The following is a 22,810-nucleotide window of genomic DNA, read 5'->3' as shown; positions in this document are numbered from 1 at the left end:
TATCCTGCCATACACATTATACCGAGGCATCGAAGATGCTCACACATTTTCGGCTGATAAGAATTTCTGATATCTCACATTCATTAAAGGCGTTGGCATCAAAGGCGCTGGCATCAAAGGCCTTGGCAGCAGAGGCGTTGGTCTTTGCCATATGTTTTGCCGGGAAAACCTGTTGCTATGCTTTGATGTTAGGCAATATGATATTGTAACGGTTGTTAATTTAGCATTTATATTATTTGAAATCAGCAGGATTTAATAGGTATCGTCAATAAAACCTGAGTGAAGGGATGGCCCTGTTCATGACTGGAACATTGGTGCAGGACAGTCTGCTGTGTTCAATGGTGGCAATGCTTGCATCTGCCTTTTTGAATGGGTCTTGATCTGTTGTTTGCCGTTTGTCTTTTCGAAAAAAGTATGCAGTAGAATTTGCGTTAAGAAAAGTGGATACCGGTTTTCTACCCGATGCTGTAGAGCCTTGCGATACAATGAAAGTTCTAGGTGTGACGCTATCCTCGAATATCGCGCCACGCTTTAATACCAAGTTATCGAAGATGTCCGTGCATCCTCACCTGACAAGAATTTCGAATATCTCAAATGCGGCAACGGCTTGAGATATTCGAAACCGGAATCCGAGCTGCCATCCTCAAGGACTCCTCTGATGAGTGCCGGGGATAAGTGCCGTCGAGGGGAAAATTCTGCCACATTCGGAGGCTTATTTGCAAGTACGTGACGATTCTCGAACGAAAGCAGGGGCAAAAACCATGCGCTTCCTTATCGCTATGCTGTTGCTGGCTGGCAGTCTGTTTGCGCCAATGGGTGCGCTTGCGCAAAGCGATGACGTGGAATCGACCATCAAGTCGATCAGCACCGAAAAGCTCACTCTGACGCTGGAGGATGGCAAAACCTATTCGGTGCCGGCGGAATTTAACTTCGACGGCCTGACAACCGGCGTCAAGGTTGTGGTTTATTACACCATGGTCGATGGCAAGCGGGTTGTGGACGATTTGCAGGTCGTCAACTGACGCCGATTTATCACAACCAATTCAGGCTATTGTTTTCAAGGTCGATCAGAAGAATTCTGTCCTGAGGGATCGGCATGGCGCAGGCCTCGTTGGCATCGACATTGCCAATCAGCCGGAACAGGCTGCGGATAACGCCGCCATGGGTCACGGCCACGGTTGGCTGGCGGACCGAGGCAAGCCAGGCACCCGTGCGCCAGGACAGGATCTCATAGCTTTCAGCTCGTTGACCGGGGGCAATGAAGTCCCATTTGCCCTGGGAGCGCTGTTTGACCCGTTCCGGGTACAGCGCTTTCAATTCGCGGGTCGTATGACCTTCCCAATCGCCAAAGCAGATTTCCTTCAGCCGGTCGTCGAGCCGGTAGCGGACGGCGTCGAGCCCCATTTCGATGCGGAGCCTCTCCATGGTCTCGCGAGTGCGGCCAAGGGGGGAGGCGACGAAATCGAAGGCATCGACTGTATCGCCCAGCACATGGCGCAGGCTTTCACCATTGCGCATCGCCTGGCCGCGGCCGGTGGCGTTCAGCGGAATATCCGTCTGACCCTGAAACCGGCCTTCGGCGTTCCAGTCCGTCTGTCCGTGGCGAATGACGTAAAGCAGCACGGCAGACGAACCTTCCAAGCCTGTTTCCGGCCTTTTTATCCGGGTTTTAATCCTTGACGACCGAAATATCCGGCGCGTCCACGGCCTTCATACCAACCGTGTGATAACCGCAATCGACGTGATGGACTTCGCCGGTGACGCCGCTGGACAGGTCCGACAGCAGATAGAGACCGGATGTGCCAACTTCGTCGGTGGTGACATTGCGCTTCAGCGGCGAATTATATTCGTTCCACTTCAGGATATAGCGGAAATCGCCGATGCCGGAGGCCGCCAAAGTCTTGATCGGACCGGCCGAGATGGCGTTGACGCGAATGCCGCGCTTGCCCATGTCGACGGCGAGATAGCGGACGCTGGCTTCCAGCGCGGCCTTGGCCACGCCCATGACATTATAATGCGGCATGACTTTTTCCGCACCGTAATAGGTCAGCGTCAGCAATGCGCCGCCATCGTTGAGGATGGCTTCTGCCCGCTTGGCGACAGCGGTAAAGGAATAAACAGAAATATCCATGGTGCGGGCGAAGTTTTCGCGGCTGGTATCCAGATAGCGACCGGTCAACTCGTCCTTGTCGGAAAAGGCGATGGCATGCACGACGAAGTCGATCTTGCCCCACTTGTCCTCGACATTCTTGAAGACGGCATCGACACTTTCCATATCGGTCACGTCGCAATCGCCCGCCATGAAGCCATCAAGCTCCTGCGCCAGCGGCTCGACGCGCTTCTTCAGCGCATCGCCCTGCCATGTCAGCGCGATCTCCGCGCCCGCATCCCGGCAGGCCTTAGCTATGCCCCATGCGATGGAACGATTATTGGCAACACCCATGATGATGCCACGTTTGCCTGCCATGAGGCCCGAAATTTGAGCCATTATTTGCTCCTTGAGACTTCTATCGAACCTGCCTATCGCATAGGCCGATGCGTGGTTCAAGCTGTGCTTCACCTCTCTTCACGGGAGAGGGGTAACAAATACTGTAAGGAGCGGTAACAAAGGGTGTGGCTATCGCTGTGTGATTACAGCGAAATTCGGTTTAACCCGTCATTTTTCCGGGGGGCGGAAACTACAGGAAAAGCCCGTGCTTCATCACTTTCATCAGATCCGTGACTTTTTCGTCCGGTTTTTCCCAGAGCACGACCCTGATTTCAACCACCAATGCGCCCCGTTCGTCCGGCCCGCTGGGCAGGCCTTCGCCGTCGATGCGAATGCTCTGGTCCGAGCCGCTCCAGGCCGGAACGGTAATGTCGAGCGGTCCTTGCGGCCCTTCGATCACCGTCTCGCATCCCAGCACGGCATCCTCAAGCTTGATCGGCACCACGCAGTGAATGTCATAGCCATCGACGCTGAAGGCAGGGCTTTTCAACACCCGCAGCGTCACCAGCACATCGCCTGTTAACATGCCCGGCACTTTCAGCCCCTTGCCGGACAGCCGGGCAATGCTGCCATCGGTATAACCGGCCTCCAGCGGCAGCCTCAACTCGCGCCCATCGCTGAGCTGGATGGAAATGGTGTTGTGTTGCAACAGGTCGTCAATGGCAATGGTGGCCTCGACCATGATGTCGGGGGCCTTTTCCAGAACCGGCGGCGCCGGTTTGCGAATGCGGCGCACCAGCGACGAAATCAGACCAAGAACCGGAAGTGCGAAGCCGCGTGACCGGTTGCCGTCTTCGCTTGGCTCGTCTTCGCCTCTTCGCTGCTCGGTCTGGCGCTGGTCGGTCTGGGCGGCACCAAAAATCTTCGAGACGGCATCGTCTGCCGCATCCGGGCTGGCGGGGCGGCTGGCGGTCGTCGCTTCGGCTGCATCCGGACCGGCTTTCGCGGTCTCCGGTTTTGCGGCGGTCTGGGGTTGAGCCTGCGTTTGGGCCTTGGCCGAGGCGTTGGCGCTTGCCGCTGCGTCTGCCGACGCATTGGCGGCCTGGGCTTCGGCGGATTGCGCGCGGGCGCGGGCGGCCTCGACCTTGACATTCAGCATTTCGGCGGCTTTTTCAGCCTTGGCCTTTTCTGCCTCGATGCGTGCCAGATCGGCCATGATGCGCTCCGCATTGGCCTTGGCCTGGCGGGCGCGCTCTGCGGCGGCGCGGGCTTCCTCGCGTTGTTGCATGATCGTCTGTTCGCGTTTCATGGCGTCCATCTTCGAGCGTTGCTGGTCGTAGCGGCTTCGTTTGGCGGGGTCCTTGAGAACGTCATAGGCCTGCCCGATCTCCGCAAACCGTTGGGTTGCCGTCGGATCCTCCCTGTTTTGATCGGGATGAGAGGTCTTGGCTTTCGAGCGCCAGGCAGCCTTGATCTCGTCAGTACCCGCATCGCGCTGCACGCCGAGAATGGAGTAGGGATCACGCATTTTACCACCAACCAAATACAAGAGCGGTTCAATTGAGATCTGTCCGGGTCACGACATCGCACCCGTGAGGGGAAATAAGATGTACCGTAACACTTTCAATCTGTTGCGGAAATTCCAGAACAAAAGGCTTTTTGCTCAGCAATCCCGCAGAAAGGTGAATCATTCACGCTCATACGTGGCAAGCATTGTCTCTATTTGCTCCGCCACGGGACACAGTTATATTAGGAAGCAGATGCTAACCAGTGGTTACGGTTGGGGAATAATTCCTTGGATGATGCTTGATCCCAGAGGAATTTATGACACGGGCGATGTCGTCAACCGGTTTGATCATTATCAAATCATCGAAAGCGGGCGCAATGCGCCGCTCCCTTGGGGTTTTTGAGCACGGAATTGCCGATTTCAGGACTGCTTGTCGAAATTCACCAATTGCCACTGGCCATCGCCAGCCAGGCAGGTGCGGCCATAGAATTTGGCAATACCGTCATAGGCATGGCGGCTGGTGACGAACACCCGGCAGATCACGCCGTTGCTGCGATCCTCGGAAATCGAGTTGATCACACCGGCGCTTCCCGTTGTGGTATTGGCCCAGGGAACCGGGTTCGGACCCAGTTTTTCAAGATCGGCGGAAGAGACCGCATTGCGCACCGTATCCTGGTCCGATCGTTTTTCCGGTTCGTTTGGAATGGTGCCTGTCGAAATCGACCGATCGACCTTTGGCGTATCGCCTCCGAAGTCCATGACGCCGCCGACACAGCCGCCCAACATGAGGCAAAGCGCCGCCATGGCCATAAAACGACTGCTGGTGGCCCAGCGTCCCTTTCTGCATCGATCCGGCTTTGCTATGTCTCTCAAGACCTGTCCTGTCCTTCATGCGTCGGTGGCGGCGCGGGCATATGCGGAGCATTTAACATAATATGTCGCAAAATGAGTTAACAACCGGTGACTTTACCGAGGAGCATGAGCCTTTTGGCTTGTTCGAAACGTGGCTCGCAGAGGCAAAGGCCTCCGAGATCAACGATCCCAACGCTGTCGCATTGGCGACAGTCGATGAAAGCGGCCTGCCAAATGTGCGTATGGTGCTTTTGAAAGATTTCGATCAAGCTGGATTCGTCTTCTATACCAATTTCGAAAGCCAGAAGGGTACGGAGATTCTCTCCCAAAAGAAAGCCGCGATGTGCTTTCATTGGAAATCTCTGCGACGTCAGGTGCGGTTGCGCGGCGAAGTGGAGGTCGTGTCCGACGCCGAGGCCGATGCCTATTACCAGACAAGACCGATCGGCAGCCGGATCGGCGCCTGGGCCTCGAAACAGTCGCGGCCGCTGGAGAGCCGGTTCGCGCTGGAAAAAGCGGTTGCCGAATATACGGCGCGCTATGCGCTCGGCTCTATTCCGCGTCCAGCCCATTGGTCGGGTTTCCGGATCAAGCCATTGACCATCGAATTCTGGCGCGACGGTAAATTCCGGCTGCATGACCGGATCGAGTTTCGCCGCGAGGCGCTGGACCAGCCCTGGAACAAGGTGCGTATGTATCCTTGATGTCGCAAGGACTGTATTTTCTCCTATGTCACGCCGAGGGTTTACGTGACATCAGGCGAAAGGGAATGCCCGATGCCAGCGTCCGGACCGTGGCTGGCGTCTGGAAATGACCATTGAGTGAAATGCGCGGCAGGGCGTGCAGGCGCGCTCCGTCGCTCGCAAACAGTGTCGCGGGCCGGGTGGTGACGGCCAGACTGAAGCCTGCCTCGCGCACCAAAGCGATGGTACGCCGATCGACGCTACGGCCATCGCCATAGGGATAGGCGAAACTGACCGGACGCATTCCGGTCAGGGTTTCGAGATAGTCGGCTGAGCGGTTCAATTCCTGCCGCACCGTTTCATCATCAAGCCCGGTCAGGCCTCGATGGCTGACCGAATGGGCGCCCAGGCTGACCAGCGGATGGGCGGCAAAATCGGCCAGCGCCTCCGAAGGCAGGACGGCTTTGGCAACGATGTCGCGGCTGTCTATGCCGACCTCTGCCGCCATCCGGTTCAGCCTGCCGATCATGTCTTCCTCGTCCAAGCCCGAGATCTGGCTGGCGATCTGCCGGAACGCTGCGGCTTTGCGCAATGGCGTATCGGTGGAAAGGATGCGCCTCCTGCCGTCGAAATCCCATTTCAGCCGCTCAGCCTTGCGGGTCAGGGCCGCAAGGGTTTCCCACCAGAGGCCATGGCTACGCTCGCTGAGGCCCTGGCAGACAAAAACCGTGAAGGGCGCATCGAACCGCTCGAATACCGGCAGGGCGAAGTCACGGCTGCTGTAATAGGCATCATCCAGGGTGAAGGCCGCAAACGGCCTTTGACCTGGCCCTCTAGCAAGCCGTGCGGGCACCTCTTCCAGGCGGATGAATTCGTAATTTTCCCGCCACAGGGCGCGAAGGGCGGTATCCAGGAATTGCGGGGTAATTTCCAGGTGTCGGTTGGGATCGGGCACCAAAGGAAGATAAGGGCGGACCTGATGCAGGGTGAAAATTGCGCCGAGCCCGCGAGCATCCTTCAAGGCACCGAGCCTGCGCGCCATCCCCGCCGCGGCCAGTCCGCCCGCGATCAGCCCATGCTTGAAGATAGTACCATCCATACGTGATGTTCCGGCAGCCTCGGCTGCGCTGTCTTTGAAAAAAGCTGCTCTATAACTGGTGCCCGGAATGGACCGGATCGGTTTATCGAATGGGCAGTCCCATCCGGCCCAAAGGGTTATCGTTTCAATACCTGCCAGATTAATGGTACCGATTTAAGGAATTATGCATTGGCTTCGTTTTTAAGCCTGACGCTGGCGATGAAGCTGTTGGATTGCGGATGACCTCACCAGGTGTTCTTCAGGCTTCTCACCATCCAGGGGGCCAGCAGAATTGCCGGAGCAAGGCAGGCCAGGCCAAACAGGACGCTATTGCCAACCGCATGGCGCAGCACCTCCGGCGATGCCGTGCCGGAAAAGCCGGAGCGATTGGTAATGAGACCGGCCAGTGCGGCCCCCATGGCATAGCCAGCGGTTTGCAATGTGGGCAAAAGCGCCGAGGTCCGGTCGCGGTCTTCAGGTGGGCTCGCCTCCATCATCGTCTGGCTGAGCGCTGCCCACGCCATGCCAAAGGCCATGCCCACGGCGATGAGCGACAGGATCAGTCCCGGCAGATAACCGGTGACAATGGCAAGCGTGGTGCCGCCAAGGCCACAAGCCTCGGTAAGGACACCCAGCAGGATCAGGTTTTCTCTCGCTTTTTGGGTGGAAATATTGGCGGTGATAATTGCCGTCAGGCTCCAGCTGACAGCTATCAGCGCGCTCAACGCCCCCGCTGCCATTGGCCCCATCGACCAGAGATGTTGCAGCGTATAGACGAGATAGACGCCAAGACTGCTTCGGAAAGGGGCATGAGCAACACGATCCACAGGCCAAGCCCGACGGGTGTTGACGCCAGAAAGGCGCCGTTGGGCAGGATCGGCTGAAGACTGTTTCTGTCGAGCGCTACGAACAGCGTGAAAGCCGCAAGTGCCATGCCGATCATGGTGTTACGGGAAATCTCCAGCTCCGTCAGATTTGCCGCCAGCAGCAGCACCAGCCCGACCAGCAGCAGGCTCAGTCGCCCTATCGGCAAGCCGCCCGGACTGGCCGGGTTTTTGCCACTTTCTTCCCTTTTTGGAACAGCAATCCTGGCCAGGATCAGAAAGACGACACCGGCTGGAACGTTGACGAGGAAGGCCGCACGCCACGAAATGGCCTCAGTCAACAGCCCGGCCAGCACCGGCCCGCCAAAGGCCGACACCGCCCAGACGGCGGCTTCGATACCGAAAATACGGGCGATCAACCTGCGCGGGAAGAGCGTCGAGATCAGCATATAGCACAGAGCCAGGACAGCGCCTTCTCCAAGCCCCTGCAAGACGCGCCCGGTGATGATGCCTGCCATCGATCCCGCCAGACCGGCGGTCAGTGTACCCGACAGGAAAACCAAGGTGACGATAGCCAATGCGCCCCGGGTGCCTACCCGGGCCTTCAGGCTGGCGCAACTTGCGCCAGCGATAATCGACGCTGCCAGATAGAGTGTGCTGGTCCAGGGCAACCACTGCGCGCCGCCAAGCTCGGCAATAGCCGAGGGCAGGGCGGTCGAGACAAGGAAAGCGTTGAAGGCATGCAGGCCAACTCCAAGGCTGACCATGACGGTTGCCGCTCTGAGGCCGGGGGCAAACAGATCGCGCCAATGACCATTCTCTGGCCTCGTCGCATCGGCCTTTGCGGCTTCGGCGTTAGTCTGTTGAATTTCCATGATTTTTTAGTCCTTGCCATCTGCTCTGGTCAATTGATGATCGCCACGCTACAACCTCAACTTAAGTTGAGGTAAAGAGGAAAAATGCGGATGCAGGGTTTGAGCGTCGGTGAATTGGCTGAGCGCAGCGGCGTTGCGGTTTCGGCTTTGCATTTTTACGAGCGCAAGGGTTTGATTCGCGCCCGGCGCACCAGTGGCAATCAGCGGCGCTACGACCGGGACGTGCTACGCCGCGTGGCGATCATCCGGGCCGCTCTGGCGCTCGGCATTCCCCTGAAGGAGGTCGCGACGATCATGGAAGATCTGCCGCAAGGCCAGACGCCGGGCCGGGAGGACTGGCGCCGGATTGCGACACGTTGGGCGCATAGTTTGGACCGGCGCATCGCCATGCTCGGCAAATTGCGCAATGACCTCGACGGCTGTATCGGCTGCGGGTGCCTGTCGATGACGCATTGCAACATCTTCAATCCCCAGGATATGGCGGGCGAGCGCGGCGAGGGGGCTGTATTTCTTCTCGATTCTGATAGGAACGAAGGGGGAAACCCTGCAGATTCCACAGAGTTGCCATAATTGGGCAACTCTTCATTAACAATATTGGGCAAGATGAAGGCGTTGCACAATTTCCTGCCCCATTTTGGGTCTAATGCCGGCCCGTCCTCGTGCCGGTTCCGTGAAGTGTTCGAGGTCGTTTTCGTGAATTTGCCGATGAATTTGCCCAAGTATTTGCAGTGTAACCAGTCTGGAGGCCGAATGAGCAGGACCCTGATCGCGCTATCGTTGTTCGTGTCGATCAGCATGATGGCAAGCCCGGTTTTTGCAGGCAGCGCCCAGCTTTTGCTGGATGCGCGCACCGGTAGGGTGATCGCCTCGGAAAATGCGGATATGCCCAATCACCCGGCCTCCCTGACCAAGATGATGACCATCTATATGGTTTTCGATGCGATACGCCGTGGCACGCTGAGCTGGGATAGCCCGGTGCCGTTTTCCAAATATGCCTCATCACGTCCCCCCACCAAGCTTCGCCTTAAGCCGGGTGACGAAATTACCGTGCGCGAGGCCGTGCTGGGCATGGTGACCCTGTCGGCCAACGACGCCGCCGCCGCGATGGCCGAAAAGCTCGGCGGGACGGAAGAGAATTTCGCGGCGATGATGACCGCCAAGGCCCGCCAGCTCGGCATGCCCAATACCACATTCGTCAATGCGTCCGGCCTTCCCGACGATCGGCAGATCACCACCGCCCGCGACATGTCCACCCTCGGCGTAGCACTCCTGCGCGACTTTCCCCGCGACTACGCGCTGTTTTCCACCCGCAGCTTTGCCTTTCGTGGCCGCACCATCAACGGCCATAACAATCTCATGTACCGCTACAAGGGCATGGACGGCATCAAGACCGGTTACACCAACGCATCCGGCTATAACCTGGTCAGCGCCGTGGCCGATGGCAAGCGCCGGGTGATCGGCGTGATCATGGGCGGTCGTAGCGGCGCCAGCCGCGATAATCTGATGGCGCAACTGATCACCAAGAATATCGGCAAGGCTTCCGACGGCAATTCGCTGATCGCCAGCGCCGCTCCCACCGCTCCCATTGTCGTCGCCCAGACCACTGGCAGCATTCCCCTGCCGCTTGACCGTAGCACCCCAATCGACCGCAGAGAGGTTGCTTCGGTCAGCGCGCAGGCAGATGCGCCGGTTCTCGGCTCCCGCTTTGGCAATGCTTATGCCGGTGGTGGCGCCAACAATGCCGCCGCAGCCACGGAAGCCCTGATTGCGGGTGCCCATCCGCGTCCCCTGAAGCCCATTCCGCTGCATCGCGACGGAACCTGGCAGATCCAGATCGCGGCTGCCGCCAGCGCCGAGGAAGCCATGAGCCTGCTGCAAATGGTCCGCGACAAGATCGGTGGACCGCTGGCCGACCGGGATATCTATACCGAAGCCGTCACCCGCAATGGTGCTACCGTGTACCGCGCCCGCTTCACCGGTTTTCCCAACAAGGACGATGCTCAAAGCGCCTGTGAGCGACTGGTGAAAAGCAGCTATGATTGCGTGCTGATGCCGGCCCGCGGCTAAGCGTTTCCAACGACTGCTGCAATCTCCTATCTGTATCCGTCGTGCCGTCTATCTTATCGATAGACGGCGCTATCATTTTGTAGCCGATGGATGGTTTTCGGTTATTCTCCCACCAGCATCTTCGACGCCTTGCTATCAGATGAAGGGCACCCGAATTTTCTGTCGAGTTTCGGTGCCATATCCAAGGCTGTCCAATCTCCTTAACCGCTCTGTTTTGCACTCTCGACAATCTTGCGGAAGTGCGCGATAAAGTCAAGAACAAAAGGAGAACGATATGCTGTCTGATCTGATGGAGCGTTTTGAAAAGGCGTCGGCCACCTATGCGGCGGTCAATGGTGTCGAACGGGACGAGACCTGGTTCCTGCTGAAATTAATGGAAGAAGCCGGGGAATTGGTTCAAGCGGCAAACCGGGTCAGCGGCCGCAGTCGCCAAAAGGGCATGAGCGAAGACGAATTGCGCCAACTGCTCGCCGATGAAACTGCCGATCTTTTCGGACATATTCTGCTTTTTGCCCGTCATCACCGGCTGGATCTGGAAAGCGCCATCCGGCGTAAATGGCGGTTTGACCCCAAGGTTGCGGCAGCGGACTGAAAATCCGCCCCGCGCCTTGCCTTGCCTTGCCAGTTGCGAAGATCTCAAGGCTTCGATGTATGGGAGACCTTCGCCTTGGTATCAGAGCCTGCGAAGCGTAAAAGGCGCACCGAAGAAATGCAGCCACATGCGCTCCAGGATATAGCCATGCGCTACCACGGGCGCGTTGGCGAAATCATAGAGCCTTGCATAGCTGTCGGGTGAAACGGCTGTGACCAGATCGTTGCGAACCGCGAAAATTGCACCGTAGGAAAACGTCCCCAGCAGATGCTTGTCGGCTTCGTCGGCAATGTGGTCCAGGCGGCAGCGACGCAACATATGCGCGGCGATATTGATGTAAGCTTCCATACCACCGTTCAGCAGGCGGTAGACTGTGCCCATGCCGAGGGCGCCATTGTCGATGAAATCGACCGGACCCCAGGTGTAAAGCGAGAAATATTCTTCGCGGACCCGCGGGCCGCCCCGCAGCTTCGGGCGATAGGCATCCAGAAACTTCTGCGGCGGTACGTTTTTCTCTTCGACCCATGCCCAGGAGAGCGTCTGGATTTTCTCCCAGTCGGTCCAATTGTTCAGCAATTGCAGGAAGTCAGGGCTGTGCGTGAAGGGGTCACCCTGAGCAAAGACCGTAAAATCGTGATTGCGCTGGCGCTGACCCATCATGTGATGGAGGTAGGTCTCAGATTCCCGCCCAACATTGGGGCGCGCAATGATGTGATTGGCACGCTCAAGCACCTGCGGCGAGGTAATCTCCTCGCCCTTGTTATAGATAAAAATCTCGAAATTGCTGGGGACCTGCGCGATCCATTCCAACTCTTCCGCATAACGGGCAATGACGAGTGTGTGCACCTGTGAACTCCTGGCAAGATACGGACGCAGTTTGCACCGCGCGATAACCCGATGGTATGCCGTAGGTCTAAGGCCAGAAGCTTGTCTGTGGCTTGAAGGTTATAATACGAAGATTCATTGAAATGACCCTTCGTATTTCTTTGAAAATATCTCAAATGTGGAATGCTACCAAAGTTATAGTATTTGGCGTTCCGAAAGCGCGTTATGCAAAAAAGCCGCAGCATTGGTGCAGATCATCGATGACCAATGTTGCCAGCGCCCGAATTTCATCGGTCGGGGCCAGAAGATCGGGCACCATCACCGCCATCATACCCGCCGAGGCGGCCGAGCGAATGCCGTTGTGGGAATCTTCCAATGCCAGACAATCGCCTGGTGCAATGCCAAGCCGCTCGGCTGCTGTCAGATAAGGGTCCGGCGCAGGCTTGCCCCTGGCGTAGTCGCCTAAAGCAATGACGTGATCGAACCGCTCTCGAATGCCAAAGCCGGAAAGATGGTGCTGGACTTGGGAATGTGCGGAAGATGTGCAGATAGCCCGTGGAATGGCCTTGGTATCCAGCATATCGAGCAGGGCCACCACACCCGCCTTTAGCTTCAGTTCCAGGGCGGTCAACCGATCAAAATGGTCCACCCAGACTGCCCGAAAGGCTTCAGCGTCAAAATCCGGCCCATAATGGTCCTTCAGCAAATGCACGATCCCGTCCCAGGGGCGGCCCAGCATGCCTTCATAGACCGATGGCCCGACAAGCAGCCCCGCTTGCTCACCTGCCGAAATCACCGATTTACGATAGAGGATTTCGCTGTCGAGGATGAGGCCATCCATGTCGAAGATAACGGCTTTGGGGATGCGGGGCAGCATGTGTCGCTATAGATCCAATGAGAGTTCTCGTTCGCCGAGATCCTGGTAAAAGCGCAGCAGATAATCGTCTGGATCGGCAACGACGAATTGTCTGTTGCCGCCCTCCATATTGCCTGTGCGATACCATTTGTCTTCCAGCGGCAGATAAAGGGCAATGGCGGCTGCTTCGAGCCGGTCGAGAATAGCCTGCACATCATCGACGCGGATCTGAGCGTTCAGCCCGCGTCCGAATGGTCTTGTCAGCGGTGCGTCGTCAATCTCGAATGTCCGGCCAAGCCCGATCTGATCGATCATCAACTGCGCGCCATCCAGTTCAAGGTAGCTGAACCCTTCTTCCGGCCGCTCGTAACGCACCGAAAAGCCAAGCAGTCGAGTGTAGAACTCCCGGCTCTTATGCCAGTCCGTGACTGCAAATTCTGGAACCAGCGCGTTCGACATTACGCCCGCGTGCCGCCAACCGTGATCTGGTCCATCCGCAGATGCGGCTGGCCAACGCCGACCGGGACCCATTGGCCGGCCTTGCCGCAATTGCCGATGCCGGTGTCGAGTTTCATGTCGTTGCCGATCATCGATACCCGCTTCATCGCTTCCGGCCCATTGCCGATCAGCATGGCGCCCTTGACCGGCGCGCCGATCTTGCCATCCTCGATCATATAGGCCTCCGTGCAGCCGAACACGAATTTGCCCGAGGTGATATCCACCTGACCGCCGCCGAAGGATACGGCATAGATGCCCTTCTTGACCGACGCGATGATTTCTTCCGGGCTCTTGTCGCCTGACAGCATGTAGGTATTGGTCATGCGCGGCATTGGCTGGTGGGCATAGCCCTGGCGGCGGCCATTGCCGGTTGGTGTCATGCCCATCAACCGGGCATTCTGGCGGTCCTGCATATAGCCGACCAGCCGGCCGTTTTCGATCAGCACGTTATAGGCCGACGGCGTGCCTTCGTCATCGACAGTGATCGAGCCGCGCCGGTTGTTGATCGTGCCATCATCGACCACGGTCACGCCGGGCGCGGCGACCATTTCGCCCAGCAGTCCGGCGAAGGCCGAGGTTTTCTTGCGGTTGAAATCGCCTTCCAGCCCATGGCCGACGGCTTCATGCAGCATCACGCCCGGCCAGCCATTGCCGAGCACGACGTCCATGCTGCCAGCCGGAGCCTCGATGGCTTCCAGATTGACCAGCGCCTGACGCAGCGCGTCATCCGCGCCCGCCTTCCAGCTCTCGTCGTTGAGGAAGTCGGCGAAGGACATCCGCCCGCCCGTGCCGAAGGAGCCGGATTCCTGCCGCTCGCCCTGGCCGGTGACCACGGAAATATTCATGCGGGTCATCGGACGCACATCGCGGACCCGGTGGCCATCGGCGCGCAGGATTTCCACCACCTGCCAGCTGGCGGCAATCGAGGCGGAGACCTGGCGCACTTTCGGGTCCTTGGCGCGCAGATAGGCATCGATTTCCGACAGAAGCGCTACTTTTTCTTCAAAGGTAGGGCTGCCAATCGGGTTTTCGTCGCCATAGAGCCGGACATTGGTGCGCTGCGGGGCGCTGGCATAGGAGCCGCTATAGCCATGAGTAACGGCCTTGACGGCGTCGGCGGCCCGGGACAGCGCTGATAGTGACAACTCGCCGGAATGGGCATAACCCACCGCTTCGCCAGCCACCGAGCGCAGGCCAAACCCCTGGTCGGTGTTGAAGCTGCCGCCCTTCAAGCGTCCATTGTCGAAGGAAAGTGATTCGGCCTGGGCATGTTCAATGTACAATTCGCCGTCATCCGATCCCTCCAGCGCCGAGGCGACGGCTTTCGACAGGCTACGCTCGTCACAATCGAACAGGCTGATGAGATCGGTGGTCATGATTGTCTCCTTGGCTTACCCATTCCATGTCATTGAGCATGTAATCGGGCTTTGCGCATCGAACAAGGGCAAGGTCAGCAAGCGAGGAGGCCAGCGCTTAAGGCAGGGCGTCATAGCCTTCGCCAAAGCCGTTCAGCTCGACGGGAATGCCGACCCGGTCCTGATCGGAGGATTCGCGCACCGCAAATACAGCGCTTTTGCCCGAGCGCAGCACTTTCATCAGCTGATCGTCGATTTCCACTTCAACATAGCAGCCCTCGGCAAAGCAGCGGGTGAAGAAGGCGCGACCGACATTGTTATTGTCGACATAAAGCTCCATGCCGTCCTTCAACAACACGCCAAGCGGCGCCAGAATGCGCAGGATGCGGGCTTTGCGGTCGGCGGTCTTCAGCACAACCACGGAAAGACCCACTTCGGGGCGGTCCTCGGCAATCACATTCTGCATCAGGGCGCATTGTTCCTGCGAGGTACCGGCAGGCGTATCGCAAATGATCGACCAGGCGCCGTGATTGGAGCGCACCGTGCCTGCTTGCGGCTGCTGTGCCAACGCCGCGCCCGCCTGCAATGCTGTTGCAAACCCTGCCGCAACGAGCCCCGCCGCGACAAGTCTAGCCCGCAACATTCTCTGGAAACCCATGGATACCTCTGGAATTCTGTTCAATCTTGTCATTCTCGCCTGCGCCGGACAAAGGATCAAGGCCCAAGCCTTGGACATCATCGATCTTTGCGTTCCCGCGCCGCATCTTCCTGTAACCTGCGATGATCGTCGAAACAAATCCAATCTGCGGTTCATGCCCCATGCCAGTGAAAAACGGGGCCAGTGAAAAGCGGGCCAGTGAAAAACCGGAGACGGGTGTGATCATCAACAGTCTCCTTTCCAGCCGAGTGCGGCATAATTGGGGTGTTTGCCTGCGTTGCGATCAAGGGCAGAGCCAGTTCAGGGACAAGACAGGCGCCTGTCACGGCGGATTTCAGGGGAATGATCTCTTGGATTGCGCGCAATGCGCGTGCGGGTATTTGCGGCACAGGACCGGGAATTGCTGCCGGTCCGGCTTTAAACTCCATGGGATCTTTGTGGGATGAGCAAAAATGCCGCAGCGGCATGGACGTACGGTTGTTGCGAAATTGGCAAAATTGTGATTTTAAATTAGTATCATATCAGGGATTGTGCGTTTGCCATTGATTTGGGTCAAACGCGGGAGGGAGAGGCAACCGTGATAAAAACTCTTTTAAAAGTGGTGGCAAGTTTGGCCACGGGTCTGGTCACGGGGACGGCACGTCTGATGGCAGGTCTGGCGGGGGCCATGGTTCTCTGTCTGATGAGTGCCGTCGGTGCGATGGCAGACCAGCCGGCCGACTGGCAGATGGACCTGCAACCCCATGCCAGCCCGGTGATGGAGCAGATCCGCTGGTTCAACCATTACACCTTGTGGTTCATCGTTCCGGTGACGCTGCTGGTTCTCGTTCTGCTGATCGTCGTGGTCGTGCGGTTCAGGGCCAGCGCCAATCCGGTGCCGTCCCGCACTAGCCACAATACCGTGATCGAGATCATCTGGACGCTCGGGCCGGTGCTTATTCTTTTCTTTCTCGCCATCCCGTCCTTCAATTTGCTCACCTATGAATTGACGATTCCGGAAAAGCCCGACCTGACCATCAAGGCCACGGCCACTCAATGGCAGTGGAACTATGAATATCAGGGCGAAAAGCAGCTGGCTTTCGACAGCTACCTGCTGAAGGACCAGGACCGCGCCAGCGCCGGCAAGGAGGATCACAAGATCTATCCGCGTCTTCTGGCCGTCGACAATGAAATGGTCCTGCCGGTCGGCAAGACCGTTCGCATGCTGGTGACGGCAGCGCCTTCCGACGTGATCCATTCCTTCGCCATGCCGTCTTTCGGCGTCAAGATCGACGCCGTGCCGGGCCGGTTGAACGAGACCTGGTTCCGCGTTGACCGCGAAGGCCTGTTCTACGGCCAGTGCTCGGAACTCTGCGGCAAGGACCATGCTTATATGCCGATCGCCATCCGCGTCGTTTCGGCTGACAAGTACAATGCCTGGATGACGGCCGCCGCAAGCGATCTTGGCGCGGCCAACAAGGCTCTGATGGCAGCGACGGATGGCCCGAAGGCCGTCAATCAGCTGGCTCAGAACGTTTCCACAATGACCGTTTCGAACTGAGGGGAGTGAGGACAATGGCTGGACATACCGGCGAGGGCGCTCATGCACCCGAACATTCACACGATCATTCACATGATCACAAGCCGGGCTTTGCCGCCCGCTGGCTGTTTTCGACCAATCATAAGGACATCGGCACGCTCTACCTGATCTTCGCCATTATCGCGGGCGTGATCGGCGGGGCGCTGTCGGTTGCCATGCGCATGGAATTGCAGGAGCCTGGCATCCAGATCTTCCACGGTCTGGCTGCCATGGTTTACGGCTTCGAGGGCGATGCCGCCATCGATGGCGGCAAGCACATGTATAACGTCTTCACCACCGCGCATGCGTTGATCATGATCTTCTTCATGGTCATGCCAGCGCTGATCGGCGGTTTTGCCAACTGGATGATCCCGATCATGATCGGCGCGCCGGATATGGCGTTTCCGCGTCTCAACAACATCTCCTTCTGGCTGATCGTTCCGGCTTTCGTGCTGCTCCTGCTGTCGATGTTTGTTGAAGGCCCGGCGGGCGCTTACGGTGTTGGCGGCGGCTGGACGATGTATCCACCCTTGTCGACCTCCGGCCAGCCTGGCCCGGCGGTGGATCTGGCGATCTTTGCTCTGCATGTGTCGGGTGCCTCGTCTATCCTTGGTGCCATCAACTTCATCACCACCATTCTCAACATGCGCGCGCCGGGCATGACCCTGCACAAGATGCCGCTGTTTGCCTGGTCGGTTCTGGTCACGGCTTTCCTGCTGCTTCTGTCCCTGCCGGTTCTGGCCGGTGGCATCACCATGCTCTTGACCGACCGTAATTTCGGCACGACATTCTTTGCCCCAGAAGGCGGTGGTGATCCGATCCTCTACCAGCACCTGTTCTGGTTCTTCGGGCATCCGGAAGTCTATATTCTGATCCTGCCCGGTTTCGGCATCGTCAGCCACATCATCTCGACCTTCTCGAAAAAGCCGGTTTTCGGCTATCTCGGCATGGCCTATGCCATGGTCGCCATCGGCGCCGTCGGTTTCGTGGTCTGGGCGCATCACATGTATACGGTCGGCCTGTCGTTGGCCGCCCAACGCTACTTCGTTTTCGCAACCATGGTGATCGCGGTGCCGACCGGCATCAAGATCTTCTCGTGGATCGCCACCATGTGGGGCGGCTCGCTGTCCTTCCGCACTCCCATGGTCTGGGCCATCGGCTTCATCTTCCTGTTCACCGTTGGCGGTGTGACAGGCGTGCAGCTGGCCAATGCCGGTCTCGACCGTTCGCTGCATGACACCTATTACGTGGTGGCCCATTTCCACTACGTTCTGTCGCTGGGTGCCGTGTTTGCAATTTTCGCCGCCTGGTATTATTGGTTCCCGAAAATGTCGGGCTATATGTATAGCGAGTTCATCGGCAAGCTGCATTTCTGGGTCATGTTCGTCGGCGTCAACATGGTGTTCTTCCCGCAGCACTTCCTTGGGTTGGCCGGCATGCCGCGCCGCTATATTGATTACCCGGATGCCTTTGCCGACTGGAACCGGATTTCATCCTACGGCTCCTATCTTTCGGGCGTCGCGGTGCTGATCTTCCTGTTCGGCGTGTTCGAGGCCTTCGCCCGGAAGCGGGTGGCAGGCGACAACCCCTGGGGTGAAGGTGCGACCACACTGGAATGGCAGCTGTCTTCGCCGCCGCCATACCATCAGTGGGAACAGTTGCCCCGCATAAAATAGACATAAAAAAAGCTATCAACGCCGTGGATGAAGCCGCTGCGGCGTTGAGAACATGACAGGTCAGGACAGCATAATGGCAGCCATAGACAACAGCAACATCATCGGTCTGGACAGTGAGATCTGTCTGTCCGAAGCGGGCGCGAAGGATTTCTTCGCGCTTTTAAAGCCGCGGGTGATGTCGCTTGTGGTGTTCACCGCCTTTGCCGGTCTGGTACTGGCGCCTGGCACGATCAACCCCATTCTGGGTGTCATTGCCATCCTGTGCATTGCGGTTGGGGCTGGGGCATCGGGTGCCCTCAACATGTGGTATGATGCCGATATCGATGCGGTGATGACCCGCACGGCGCGCCGTCCCATTCCGGCAGGCCGCATCCGTCCGCAGGAGGCGCTGGCCTTCGGCATCACGCTGTCGGTCTTTTCGGTCTCGATTCTTGGCCTCGCGGTCAACTGGTTCGCCGCCGCCTTTCTGGCCTTCACCATCCTGTTCTATGCCGTTGTCTATACGATGTGGCTGAAACGCTCGACGCCGCAGAATATCGTCATTGGCGGCGCATCGGGAGCCTTTCCCCCGATGATCGGCTGGGCCTGCGTGACAGGTGGCGTGTCGCTGGACAGCGTCATTCTGTTCATGGTGATCTTCCTGTGGACGCCAGCGCATTTCTGGGCCTTGGCACTCTACAAGATGCGCGATTACGGTTCGGTTGGCGTGCCGATGATGCCGAATGTGGCGGGTGAGGCTTCGACCAAACGTCAGATGTTCGTCTATGCGGTGCTGACCGGCATCTTTGCCGTGGCACCGGCTTTCACCGGGCTTGCTTCGCTCTGGTACGGGTTGGTGGCTGGCGTGCTGAGTGCGATCTTTGTTGCCTGCTCCGTTGCCGTTTGCCGGATGCCAGAGGGCGATGAGCGCATGGCGCCGGCCCGCAAAATGTTCGCCTATTCGATTTTCTACCTGTTTGCGGTGTTTTCAGCCCTGCTGGTCGATCACTATGCGGCGAGCCTTATCGCTCATGCGTCGGGAGTGCTGTGATGGAAACGGTCAAGCTGACGGAAGCTCAGAGAAAATCGAGACGGGGTCGCAATATAGCGCTGGGCCTGGTCTTGGCCGGACTTGTCGTGTTGTTTTATCTCGTGACGTTGGTGAAGATCAGCGGCATGGGACAATGAGCATGATCTGATTGCGCACGGTTCGTCATTTGGCGATGCGCAGACCGGAAATGCTCAAGTGAGAGAAGCGATAGCCGGGTTTTGAAACGCAGACGTTGACATAGGCAGACCATTCAAGCAGCGGCACGGGAGGAACGAGCCATGGCAGAACCGGGAGGCAAGCAAGCAGAAGAACGGCGCGGCAAGGGCAAGGACCTGACCGTGTTTTTCGCCTGCCTGGCGTTTGTCGGCGGCGTCACCGCCATGAGCTTTGCCGCGGCCCCTTTCTATCGGATGTATTGCCAGCTGACGGGCTATAACGGCACGACCCAGCGGGCCGAACAGCCATCATCGGTCATTCTCGATCGCAAGATGACTGTCACTTTCGATGCCAATGTCTCGCCCGGTCTGAACTGGGATTTCAAGCCGATGCAGGCCTCTGTTGCCCCAAGGATCGGTGAGACCATTCAGGCCAATTATTCTGTCACCAATCGCTCGCCCTATCCAACCAAGGGACAGGCGGTGTTCAACGTGACACCAATGGAGGCGGCGGTCTATTTCAACAAGATCGAGTGCTTCTGCTTTACCGAGACGGTGCTACAGCCCGGCCAGACGCTGGACATGCCGGTGGTCTTCTATATCGACCCCGACATCATGGCGCAGCCGGAAACCAAGAATATCGGAACAGTAACCTTGTCCTATACATTCTATCCGCATGGCGGCGAAAAGCCGGTGGCGGGGATTGCGCAGGACAAGACCACCGTTCAACCTAAGCTTTAGTGAGCTTTCTGCCGTATCAAAGCGGGGGAAGCAGACCAGGAGCAAGGGTAGGAAATTAACAGTCTGTTCAAGAATTGCTGTTGGCCTGGCGAAAATGGTGATTTCGAGAACTGGAACGGAGCGTACTTAATGTACGTGAGTACCGGAAGCGCAGAAATTGCCATTTGCAGACGGCCAGCGGCGATTCTTGGATAGACTGTAAGGGATGAAGTGATCGGCGGCGAGAGGCGGCGGGTCACTTGAGGAGAGTTTTCAAGCGGGGATTGCTGACATGGCCGACGCCCATCAGAAACATCATGACTATCACATCATCGATCCGAGCCCATGGCCGATCCTGGCATCGCTCGGAGCCTTCATCCTGACCTTCGGCGGGGTCGGCTATATGCGCTACCTGCATGGCGGCTCGTTCAAGCTGTTCGGCATGGAACTGGCGCATCCCTGGCTGTTCTACATCGGCCTCGCCATCATCCTGTTCACCATGTTCGGCTGGTGGGCCGATACGATCAAGGAAGCCCATGAGGGCAACCATACGCGGGTTGTGTCGCTGCATCTGCGCTATGGCATGATCATGTTCATCGCTTCGGAAGTGATGTTCTTCGTCGCGTGGTTCTGGGCGTTTTTCGATGCCAGCCTGTTTCCCCACGAAGCCATCCAGGCATCGCGGGTCGAGTTTACCGGCGGGCAATGGCCGCCAAAGGGTGTCGAAGTGCTCGACCCCTGGCACCTGCCGCTTTACAACACCGTCATTCTGCTGCTGTCAGGCACCTGTGTTACATGGGCGCACCATGCTCTGCTGCACAATGACCGCAAGGGCATGATCAGCGGCCTGACGCTGACGGTGGTGCTCGGCGCGCTGTTCTCCTTTGTGCAGTTCTATGAATATATGCATGCGCCTTTCGCGTTCAAAAGCTCGATTTACGGCGCGACCTTCTTCATGGCCACCGGCTTCCACGGTTTCCACGTCCTGGTCGGTACGATCTTCCTGTTGGTCTGCCTGTTTCGGGCGCTGAAGGGCGATTTCACCCCGAAACAGCATTTTGGCTTTGAGGCGGCGGCCTGGTACTGGCACTTCGTCGACGTGGTCTGGCTGTTCCTGTTCTTCTCGATCTATATCTGGGGCGGTTGGGGCGCGCCGCTGGCCCATTAGACCATTTCCAGCAAAAGCGCGGTGCGGTTTTGCGTCCGGACATGCGTTAAAACAAACAGTTAGAGTGTTTCTGCGGTTCCATGAAACACAGAAATCCTCTAACGGCCAACTGGCTGGAATTAACAAGGGCGGCGTCAAGAGCGCCGCCTTGTTGTTTGCAGTTGGGCTTAAGGACTATACCGAACGCGGAATCGGGTGTTCCCGACAAGACAGGCGAAACGCGAGACTGTGTGGTTTAATCTGAAACTCACAAACTCTGGAATGAAAAGAGGACCTCGACGCCATGGCCAGCAATAGCGATTTTCCGCCGGTCGAACCGGTCCAGGCCGCTCTTTCGGCTTCATGCCCGCGTTGCGGCCGGGGCAAGCTTTTTCAGGGGCTGACCAAGCTGAAGCCCGCCTGTAGTGCGTGTGGCTTCGATTATAGCAGTATTGATCCAGGCGATGGGGCGTCGATTTTTGTTATTCTGATCGCCGATTTTCTGGTGGTTGGCCTAGCGCTTTATACGGAGGTCACGTATTCGCCGGGATTGTGGGTCCATTTTCTGATCTTTGGACCTTTGGCGATCGGATTGTCGCTCTGGCTGTTGCGCACCATCAAGGCGCTGCTGATTGCCCTGCAATACAGGCACAATGCCCATCCGGGGCAGATCGACCGGGAGTAGGATGGGTGCGATGACGCGTGTAAGGCTTGCCGTAAGCGGCTTTCTGGTGCTGGTCGCCCTGGCGCTGCTGGTCTCGCTTGGCACATGGCAAATGCATCGCCTGGCCTGGAAGGAAGGCCTGATTGCCGATATCGAGTCGCGCCGTCATCAGCCCCCTGCCAGCGTCGAGGAAATAGATGCGCTGGTACGCAGTGGCGGGGATGTCGATTACCGGGCCATGACCGCCTCCGGCACCTATCTCAACGACAAGGAACGCCGTTTCCTGGCGACCTATGACGGCGATGCCGGTTTTTACATTTACACGCCGCTTCAGCTTGCCGATGGACATATTCTCTTCGTCAATCGCGGTTTTGTGCCGGAGCAGAAGAAAGAGCCTTCGACACGCATGGGTGGGCAATTGCTGGGCCTCCAGCGCGTGACCGGTCTGGCGCGGGCGAAACTGGTGGAAAAGCCCTCCCGGTTGGTGCCGGACAACGATATCGCCAAGAATGTGTTTTATTGGAAAGATCTCGATGCCATGGCAGCCAGCACCGGAATCGATGCGGCCAAGGTTCTGCCGTTCTTTCTGGATGCAGGGCCGTCTCCAGTGCCCGGCGGCCTGCCGATCGGCGGTGTCACCATGATCGACCTGCCCAATAGCCACCTGCAATATGCCTTGACCTGGTATGGTCTGGCGCTTGCACTGGCAGTGATAGCGGTTATTTCGGTTTTCAGAAAGAAAAACTGAAGTCATTTCCAGAA

General features: G+C 57.8%; 28 protein-coding genes. 15 read left to right on the top strand and 13 right to left on the bottom strand.

The window, feature by feature from the left end:
* Window positions 1-16 precede the first annotated feature (16 nt).
* Window positions 17-151: a hypothetical protein gene (locus V6582_RS06520; protein ID WP_272950792.1), complete on the bottom strand. Its 135-nt coding sequence runs from the start codon at window positions 149-151 to the stop codon at window positions 17-19.
* 610 nt (window positions 152-761) lie between these two features.
* Here V6582_RS06520 and V6582_RS06515 point away from each other — a divergent pair.
* Entirely contained in the window at window positions 762-1,022 is a 261-nt protein-coding gene (locus V6582_RS06515) for a DUF1344 domain-containing protein (protein ID WP_070167640.1), read from the top strand.
* Window positions 1,023-1,032: 10 nt separating this feature from the next.
* Here the strand turns inward: V6582_RS06515 and V6582_RS06510 are convergent, their stop codons facing one another.
* The 3 genes from V6582_RS06510 to V6582_RS06500 all read right to left on the bottom strand — a co-directional run bounded on the left by V6582_RS06510 (window position 1,033) and on the right by V6582_RS06500 (window position 3,956).
* A complete protein-coding gene (locus V6582_RS06510; RefSeq protein WP_337739330.1) occupies window positions 1,033-1,623 on the bottom strand; it encodes a histidine phosphatase family protein in 591 nt (196 codons plus the stop codon).
* A 46-nt stretch (window positions 1,624-1,669) separates the two neighbouring features.
* Window positions 1,670-2,488, bottom strand: a complete 819-nt coding sequence (gene fabI / locus V6582_RS06505) for an enoyl-ACP reductase FabI (RefSeq protein ID WP_156632897.1) — start codon at window positions 2,486-2,488, stop codon at window positions 1,670-1,672.
* Window positions 2,489-2,678: 190 nt separating this feature from the next.
* Complete coding sequence (locus V6582_RS06500) at window positions 2,679-3,956, bottom strand: DnaJ C-terminal domain-containing protein (protein WP_156632896.1); 1,278 nt, start codon at window positions 3,954-3,956, stop codon at window positions 2,679-2,681.
* 79 nt (window positions 3,957-4,035) lie between these two features.
* Between V6582_RS06500 and V6582_RS06495 the strand changes: the two genes are divergently transcribed.
* Entirely contained in the window at window positions 4,036-4,338 is a 303-nt protein-coding gene (locus V6582_RS06495) for a hypothetical protein (RefSeq protein WP_156632895.1), read from the top strand.
* Window positions 4,339-4,355: 17 nt separating this feature from the next.
* On the opposite strand, the gene V6582_RS06490 is transcribed toward V6582_RS06495, so the two are convergent.
* Window positions 4,356-4,808 (bottom strand): RT0821/Lpp0805 family surface protein, encoded by a 453-nt coding sequence (locus V6582_RS06490; RefSeq protein ID WP_234889763.1) that lies wholly within the window; start codon window positions 4,806-4,808, stop codon window positions 4,356-4,358.
* A 62-nt stretch (window positions 4,809-4,870) separates the two neighbouring features.
* On the opposite strand from V6582_RS06490, the gene pdxH reads away from it, so the two are divergent.
* Entirely contained in the window at window positions 4,871-5,491 is a 621-nt protein-coding gene (gene pdxH / locus V6582_RS06485; RefSeq protein WP_156632894.1) for a pyridoxamine 5'-phosphate oxidase, read from the top strand.
* 28 nt (window positions 5,492-5,519) lie between these two features.
* Here the strand turns inward: pdxH and V6582_RS06480 are convergent, their stop codons facing one another.
* From V6582_RS06480 to V6582_RS06470, 3 genes are all read right to left on the bottom strand, one after another.
* Window positions 5,520-6,569 carry a polysaccharide deacetylase family protein gene (locus V6582_RS06480; RefSeq protein WP_156632893.1) on the bottom strand — a complete coding sequence of 350 codons (1,050 nt, stop codon included), beginning with the start codon at window positions 6,567-6,569 and terminating at the stop codon, window positions 5,520-5,522.
* 224 nt (window positions 6,570-6,793) lie between these two features.
* On the bottom strand, window positions 6,794-7,273 hold the full coding sequence (locus V6582_RS06475; protein ID WP_349508933.1) for a hypothetical protein: 480 nt from the start codon (window positions 7,271-7,273) through the stop codon (window positions 6,794-6,796).
* Complete coding sequence (locus V6582_RS06470; RefSeq protein ID WP_349508932.1) at window positions 7,270-8,247, bottom strand: MFS transporter; 978 nt, start codon at window positions 8,245-8,247, stop codon at window positions 7,270-7,272. Before V6582_RS06470 ends, V6582_RS06475 begins: the two co-directional genes overlap by 4 nt.
* Before the next feature lie 84 nt (window positions 8,248-8,331).
* Between V6582_RS06470 and soxR the strand changes: the two genes are divergently transcribed.
* From soxR to V6582_RS06455, 3 genes are all read left to right on the top strand, one after another.
* Window positions 8,332-8,817, top strand: a complete 486-nt coding sequence (gene soxR / locus V6582_RS06465; RefSeq protein ID WP_156632891.1) for a redox-sensitive transcriptional activator SoxR — start codon at window positions 8,332-8,334, stop codon at window positions 8,815-8,817.
* A 180-nt stretch (window positions 8,818-8,997) separates the two neighbouring features.
* Window positions 8,998-10,314 carry a D-alanyl-D-alanine carboxypeptidase gene (locus tag V6582_RS06460; RefSeq protein WP_156632890.1) on the top strand — a complete coding sequence of 439 codons (1,317 nt, stop codon included), beginning with the start codon at window positions 8,998-9,000 and terminating at the stop codon, window positions 10,312-10,314.
* A gap of 274 nt (window positions 10,315-10,588) precedes the next feature.
* Window positions 10,589-10,906 (top strand): MazG nucleotide pyrophosphohydrolase domain-containing protein, encoded by a 318-nt coding sequence (locus V6582_RS06455; RefSeq protein ID WP_156632889.1) that lies wholly within the window; start codon window positions 10,589-10,591, stop codon window positions 10,904-10,906.
* Between the two features lie 81 nt (window positions 10,907-10,987).
* Here V6582_RS06455 and V6582_RS06450 read toward each other — a convergent pair whose 3' ends face one another.
* The 5 genes from V6582_RS06450 to V6582_RS06430 all read right to left on the bottom strand — a co-directional run bounded on the left by V6582_RS06450 (window position 10,988) and on the right by V6582_RS06430 (window position 15,098).
* Entirely contained in the window at window positions 10,988-11,752 is a 765-nt protein-coding gene (locus V6582_RS06450) for a hypothetical protein (RefSeq protein WP_156632888.1), read from the bottom strand.
* A gap of 202 nt (window positions 11,753-11,954) precedes the next feature.
* Window positions 11,955-12,608 (bottom strand): HAD family hydrolase, encoded by a 654-nt coding sequence (locus V6582_RS06445; RefSeq protein ID WP_156632887.1) that lies wholly within the window; start codon window positions 12,606-12,608, stop codon window positions 11,955-11,957.
* Window positions 12,609-12,614: 6 nt separating this feature from the next.
* Window positions 12,615-13,046: a bleomycin resistance protein gene (locus V6582_RS06440; RefSeq protein ID WP_156632886.1), complete on the bottom strand. Its 432-nt coding sequence runs from the start codon at window positions 13,044-13,046 to the stop codon at window positions 12,615-12,617.
* A complete protein-coding gene (gene tldD, locus V6582_RS06435) occupies window positions 13,046-14,461 on the bottom strand; it encodes a metalloprotease TldD (protein WP_156632885.1) in 1,416 nt (471 codons plus the stop codon). The genes V6582_RS06440 and tldD overlap by 1 nt, the downstream gene beginning before the upstream one ends.
* A 97-nt stretch (window positions 14,462-14,558) precedes the next feature.
* The gene (locus tag V6582_RS06430; RefSeq protein ID WP_197434179.1) at window positions 14,559-15,098 is read right to left on the bottom strand and encodes an invasion associated locus B family protein; all 540 of its coding nucleotides are present in this window, start codon (window positions 15,096-15,098) and stop codon (window positions 14,559-14,561) included.
* Here V6582_RS06430 and V6582_RS06425 point away from each other — a divergent pair.
* The 9 genes from V6582_RS06425 (at window position 15,097) to V6582_RS06385 (ending at window position 22,796) form a co-directional block, all read left to right on the top strand.
* Window positions 15,097-15,285: a hypothetical protein gene (locus tag V6582_RS06425; RefSeq protein ID WP_197434436.1), complete on the top strand. Its 189-nt coding sequence runs from the start codon at window positions 15,097-15,099 to the stop codon at window positions 15,283-15,285. The two genes, V6582_RS06430 and V6582_RS06425, sit on opposite strands and share 2 nt — an antisense overlap.
* 459 nt (window positions 15,286-15,744) lie before the next feature.
* Window positions 15,745-16,638 (top strand): cytochrome c oxidase subunit II, encoded by an 894-nt coding sequence (gene coxB, locus V6582_RS06420; RefSeq protein WP_156632964.1) that lies wholly within the window; start codon window positions 15,745-15,747, stop codon window positions 16,636-16,638.
* A 14-nt stretch (window positions 16,639-16,652) separates the two neighbouring features.
* Window positions 16,653-18,332: a cytochrome c oxidase subunit I gene (gene ctaD, locus V6582_RS06415; RefSeq protein ID WP_156632883.1), complete on the top strand. Its 1,680-nt coding sequence runs from the start codon at window positions 16,653-16,655 to the stop codon at window positions 18,330-18,332.
* A 73-nt stretch (window positions 18,333-18,405) separates the two neighbouring features.
* Window positions 18,406-19,362, top strand: coding sequence for a heme o synthase (gene cyoE, locus V6582_RS06410; RefSeq protein WP_156632882.1), 957 nt, complete (start codon window positions 18,406-18,408; stop codon window positions 19,360-19,362).
* Window positions 19,362-19,499, top strand: coding sequence for a hypothetical protein (locus V6582_RS06405; RefSeq protein ID WP_060719083.1), 138 nt, complete (start codon window positions 19,362-19,364; stop codon window positions 19,497-19,499). Before cyoE ends, V6582_RS06405 begins: the two co-directional genes overlap by 1 nt.
* A gap of 141 nt (window positions 19,500-19,640) precedes the next feature.
* On the top strand, window positions 19,641-20,258 hold the full coding sequence (locus V6582_RS06400; RefSeq protein ID WP_156632881.1) for a cytochrome c oxidase assembly protein: 618 nt from the start codon (window positions 19,641-19,643) through the stop codon (window positions 20,256-20,258).
* Between the two features lie 271 nt (window positions 20,259-20,529).
* Complete coding sequence (locus V6582_RS06395) at window positions 20,530-21,405, top strand: cytochrome c oxidase subunit 3 (protein ID WP_156632880.1); 876 nt, start codon at window positions 20,530-20,532, stop codon at window positions 21,403-21,405.
* A 283-nt stretch (window positions 21,406-21,688) separates the two neighbouring features.
* Window positions 21,689-22,069: a DUF983 domain-containing protein gene (locus V6582_RS06390; RefSeq protein WP_156632879.1), complete on the top strand. Its 381-nt coding sequence runs from the start codon at window positions 21,689-21,691 to the stop codon at window positions 22,067-22,069.
* 1 nt (window position 22,070) lies between these two features.
* Window positions 22,071-22,796, top strand: coding sequence for an SURF1 family protein (locus tag V6582_RS06385; RefSeq protein WP_156632878.1), 726 nt, complete (start codon window positions 22,071-22,073; stop codon window positions 22,794-22,796).
* Window positions 22,797-22,810: the final 14 nt, after the last annotated feature.

This window comes from Agrobacterium vitis (assembly GCF_037039395.1).
GTDB lineage: Bacteria > Pseudomonadota > Alphaproteobacteria > Rhizobiales > Rhizobiaceae > Allorhizobium > Allorhizobium vitis_E.
Note: the sequence above shows the minus strand (reverse complement) of the source record. Positions and strands in the feature narration are given on the sequence as shown.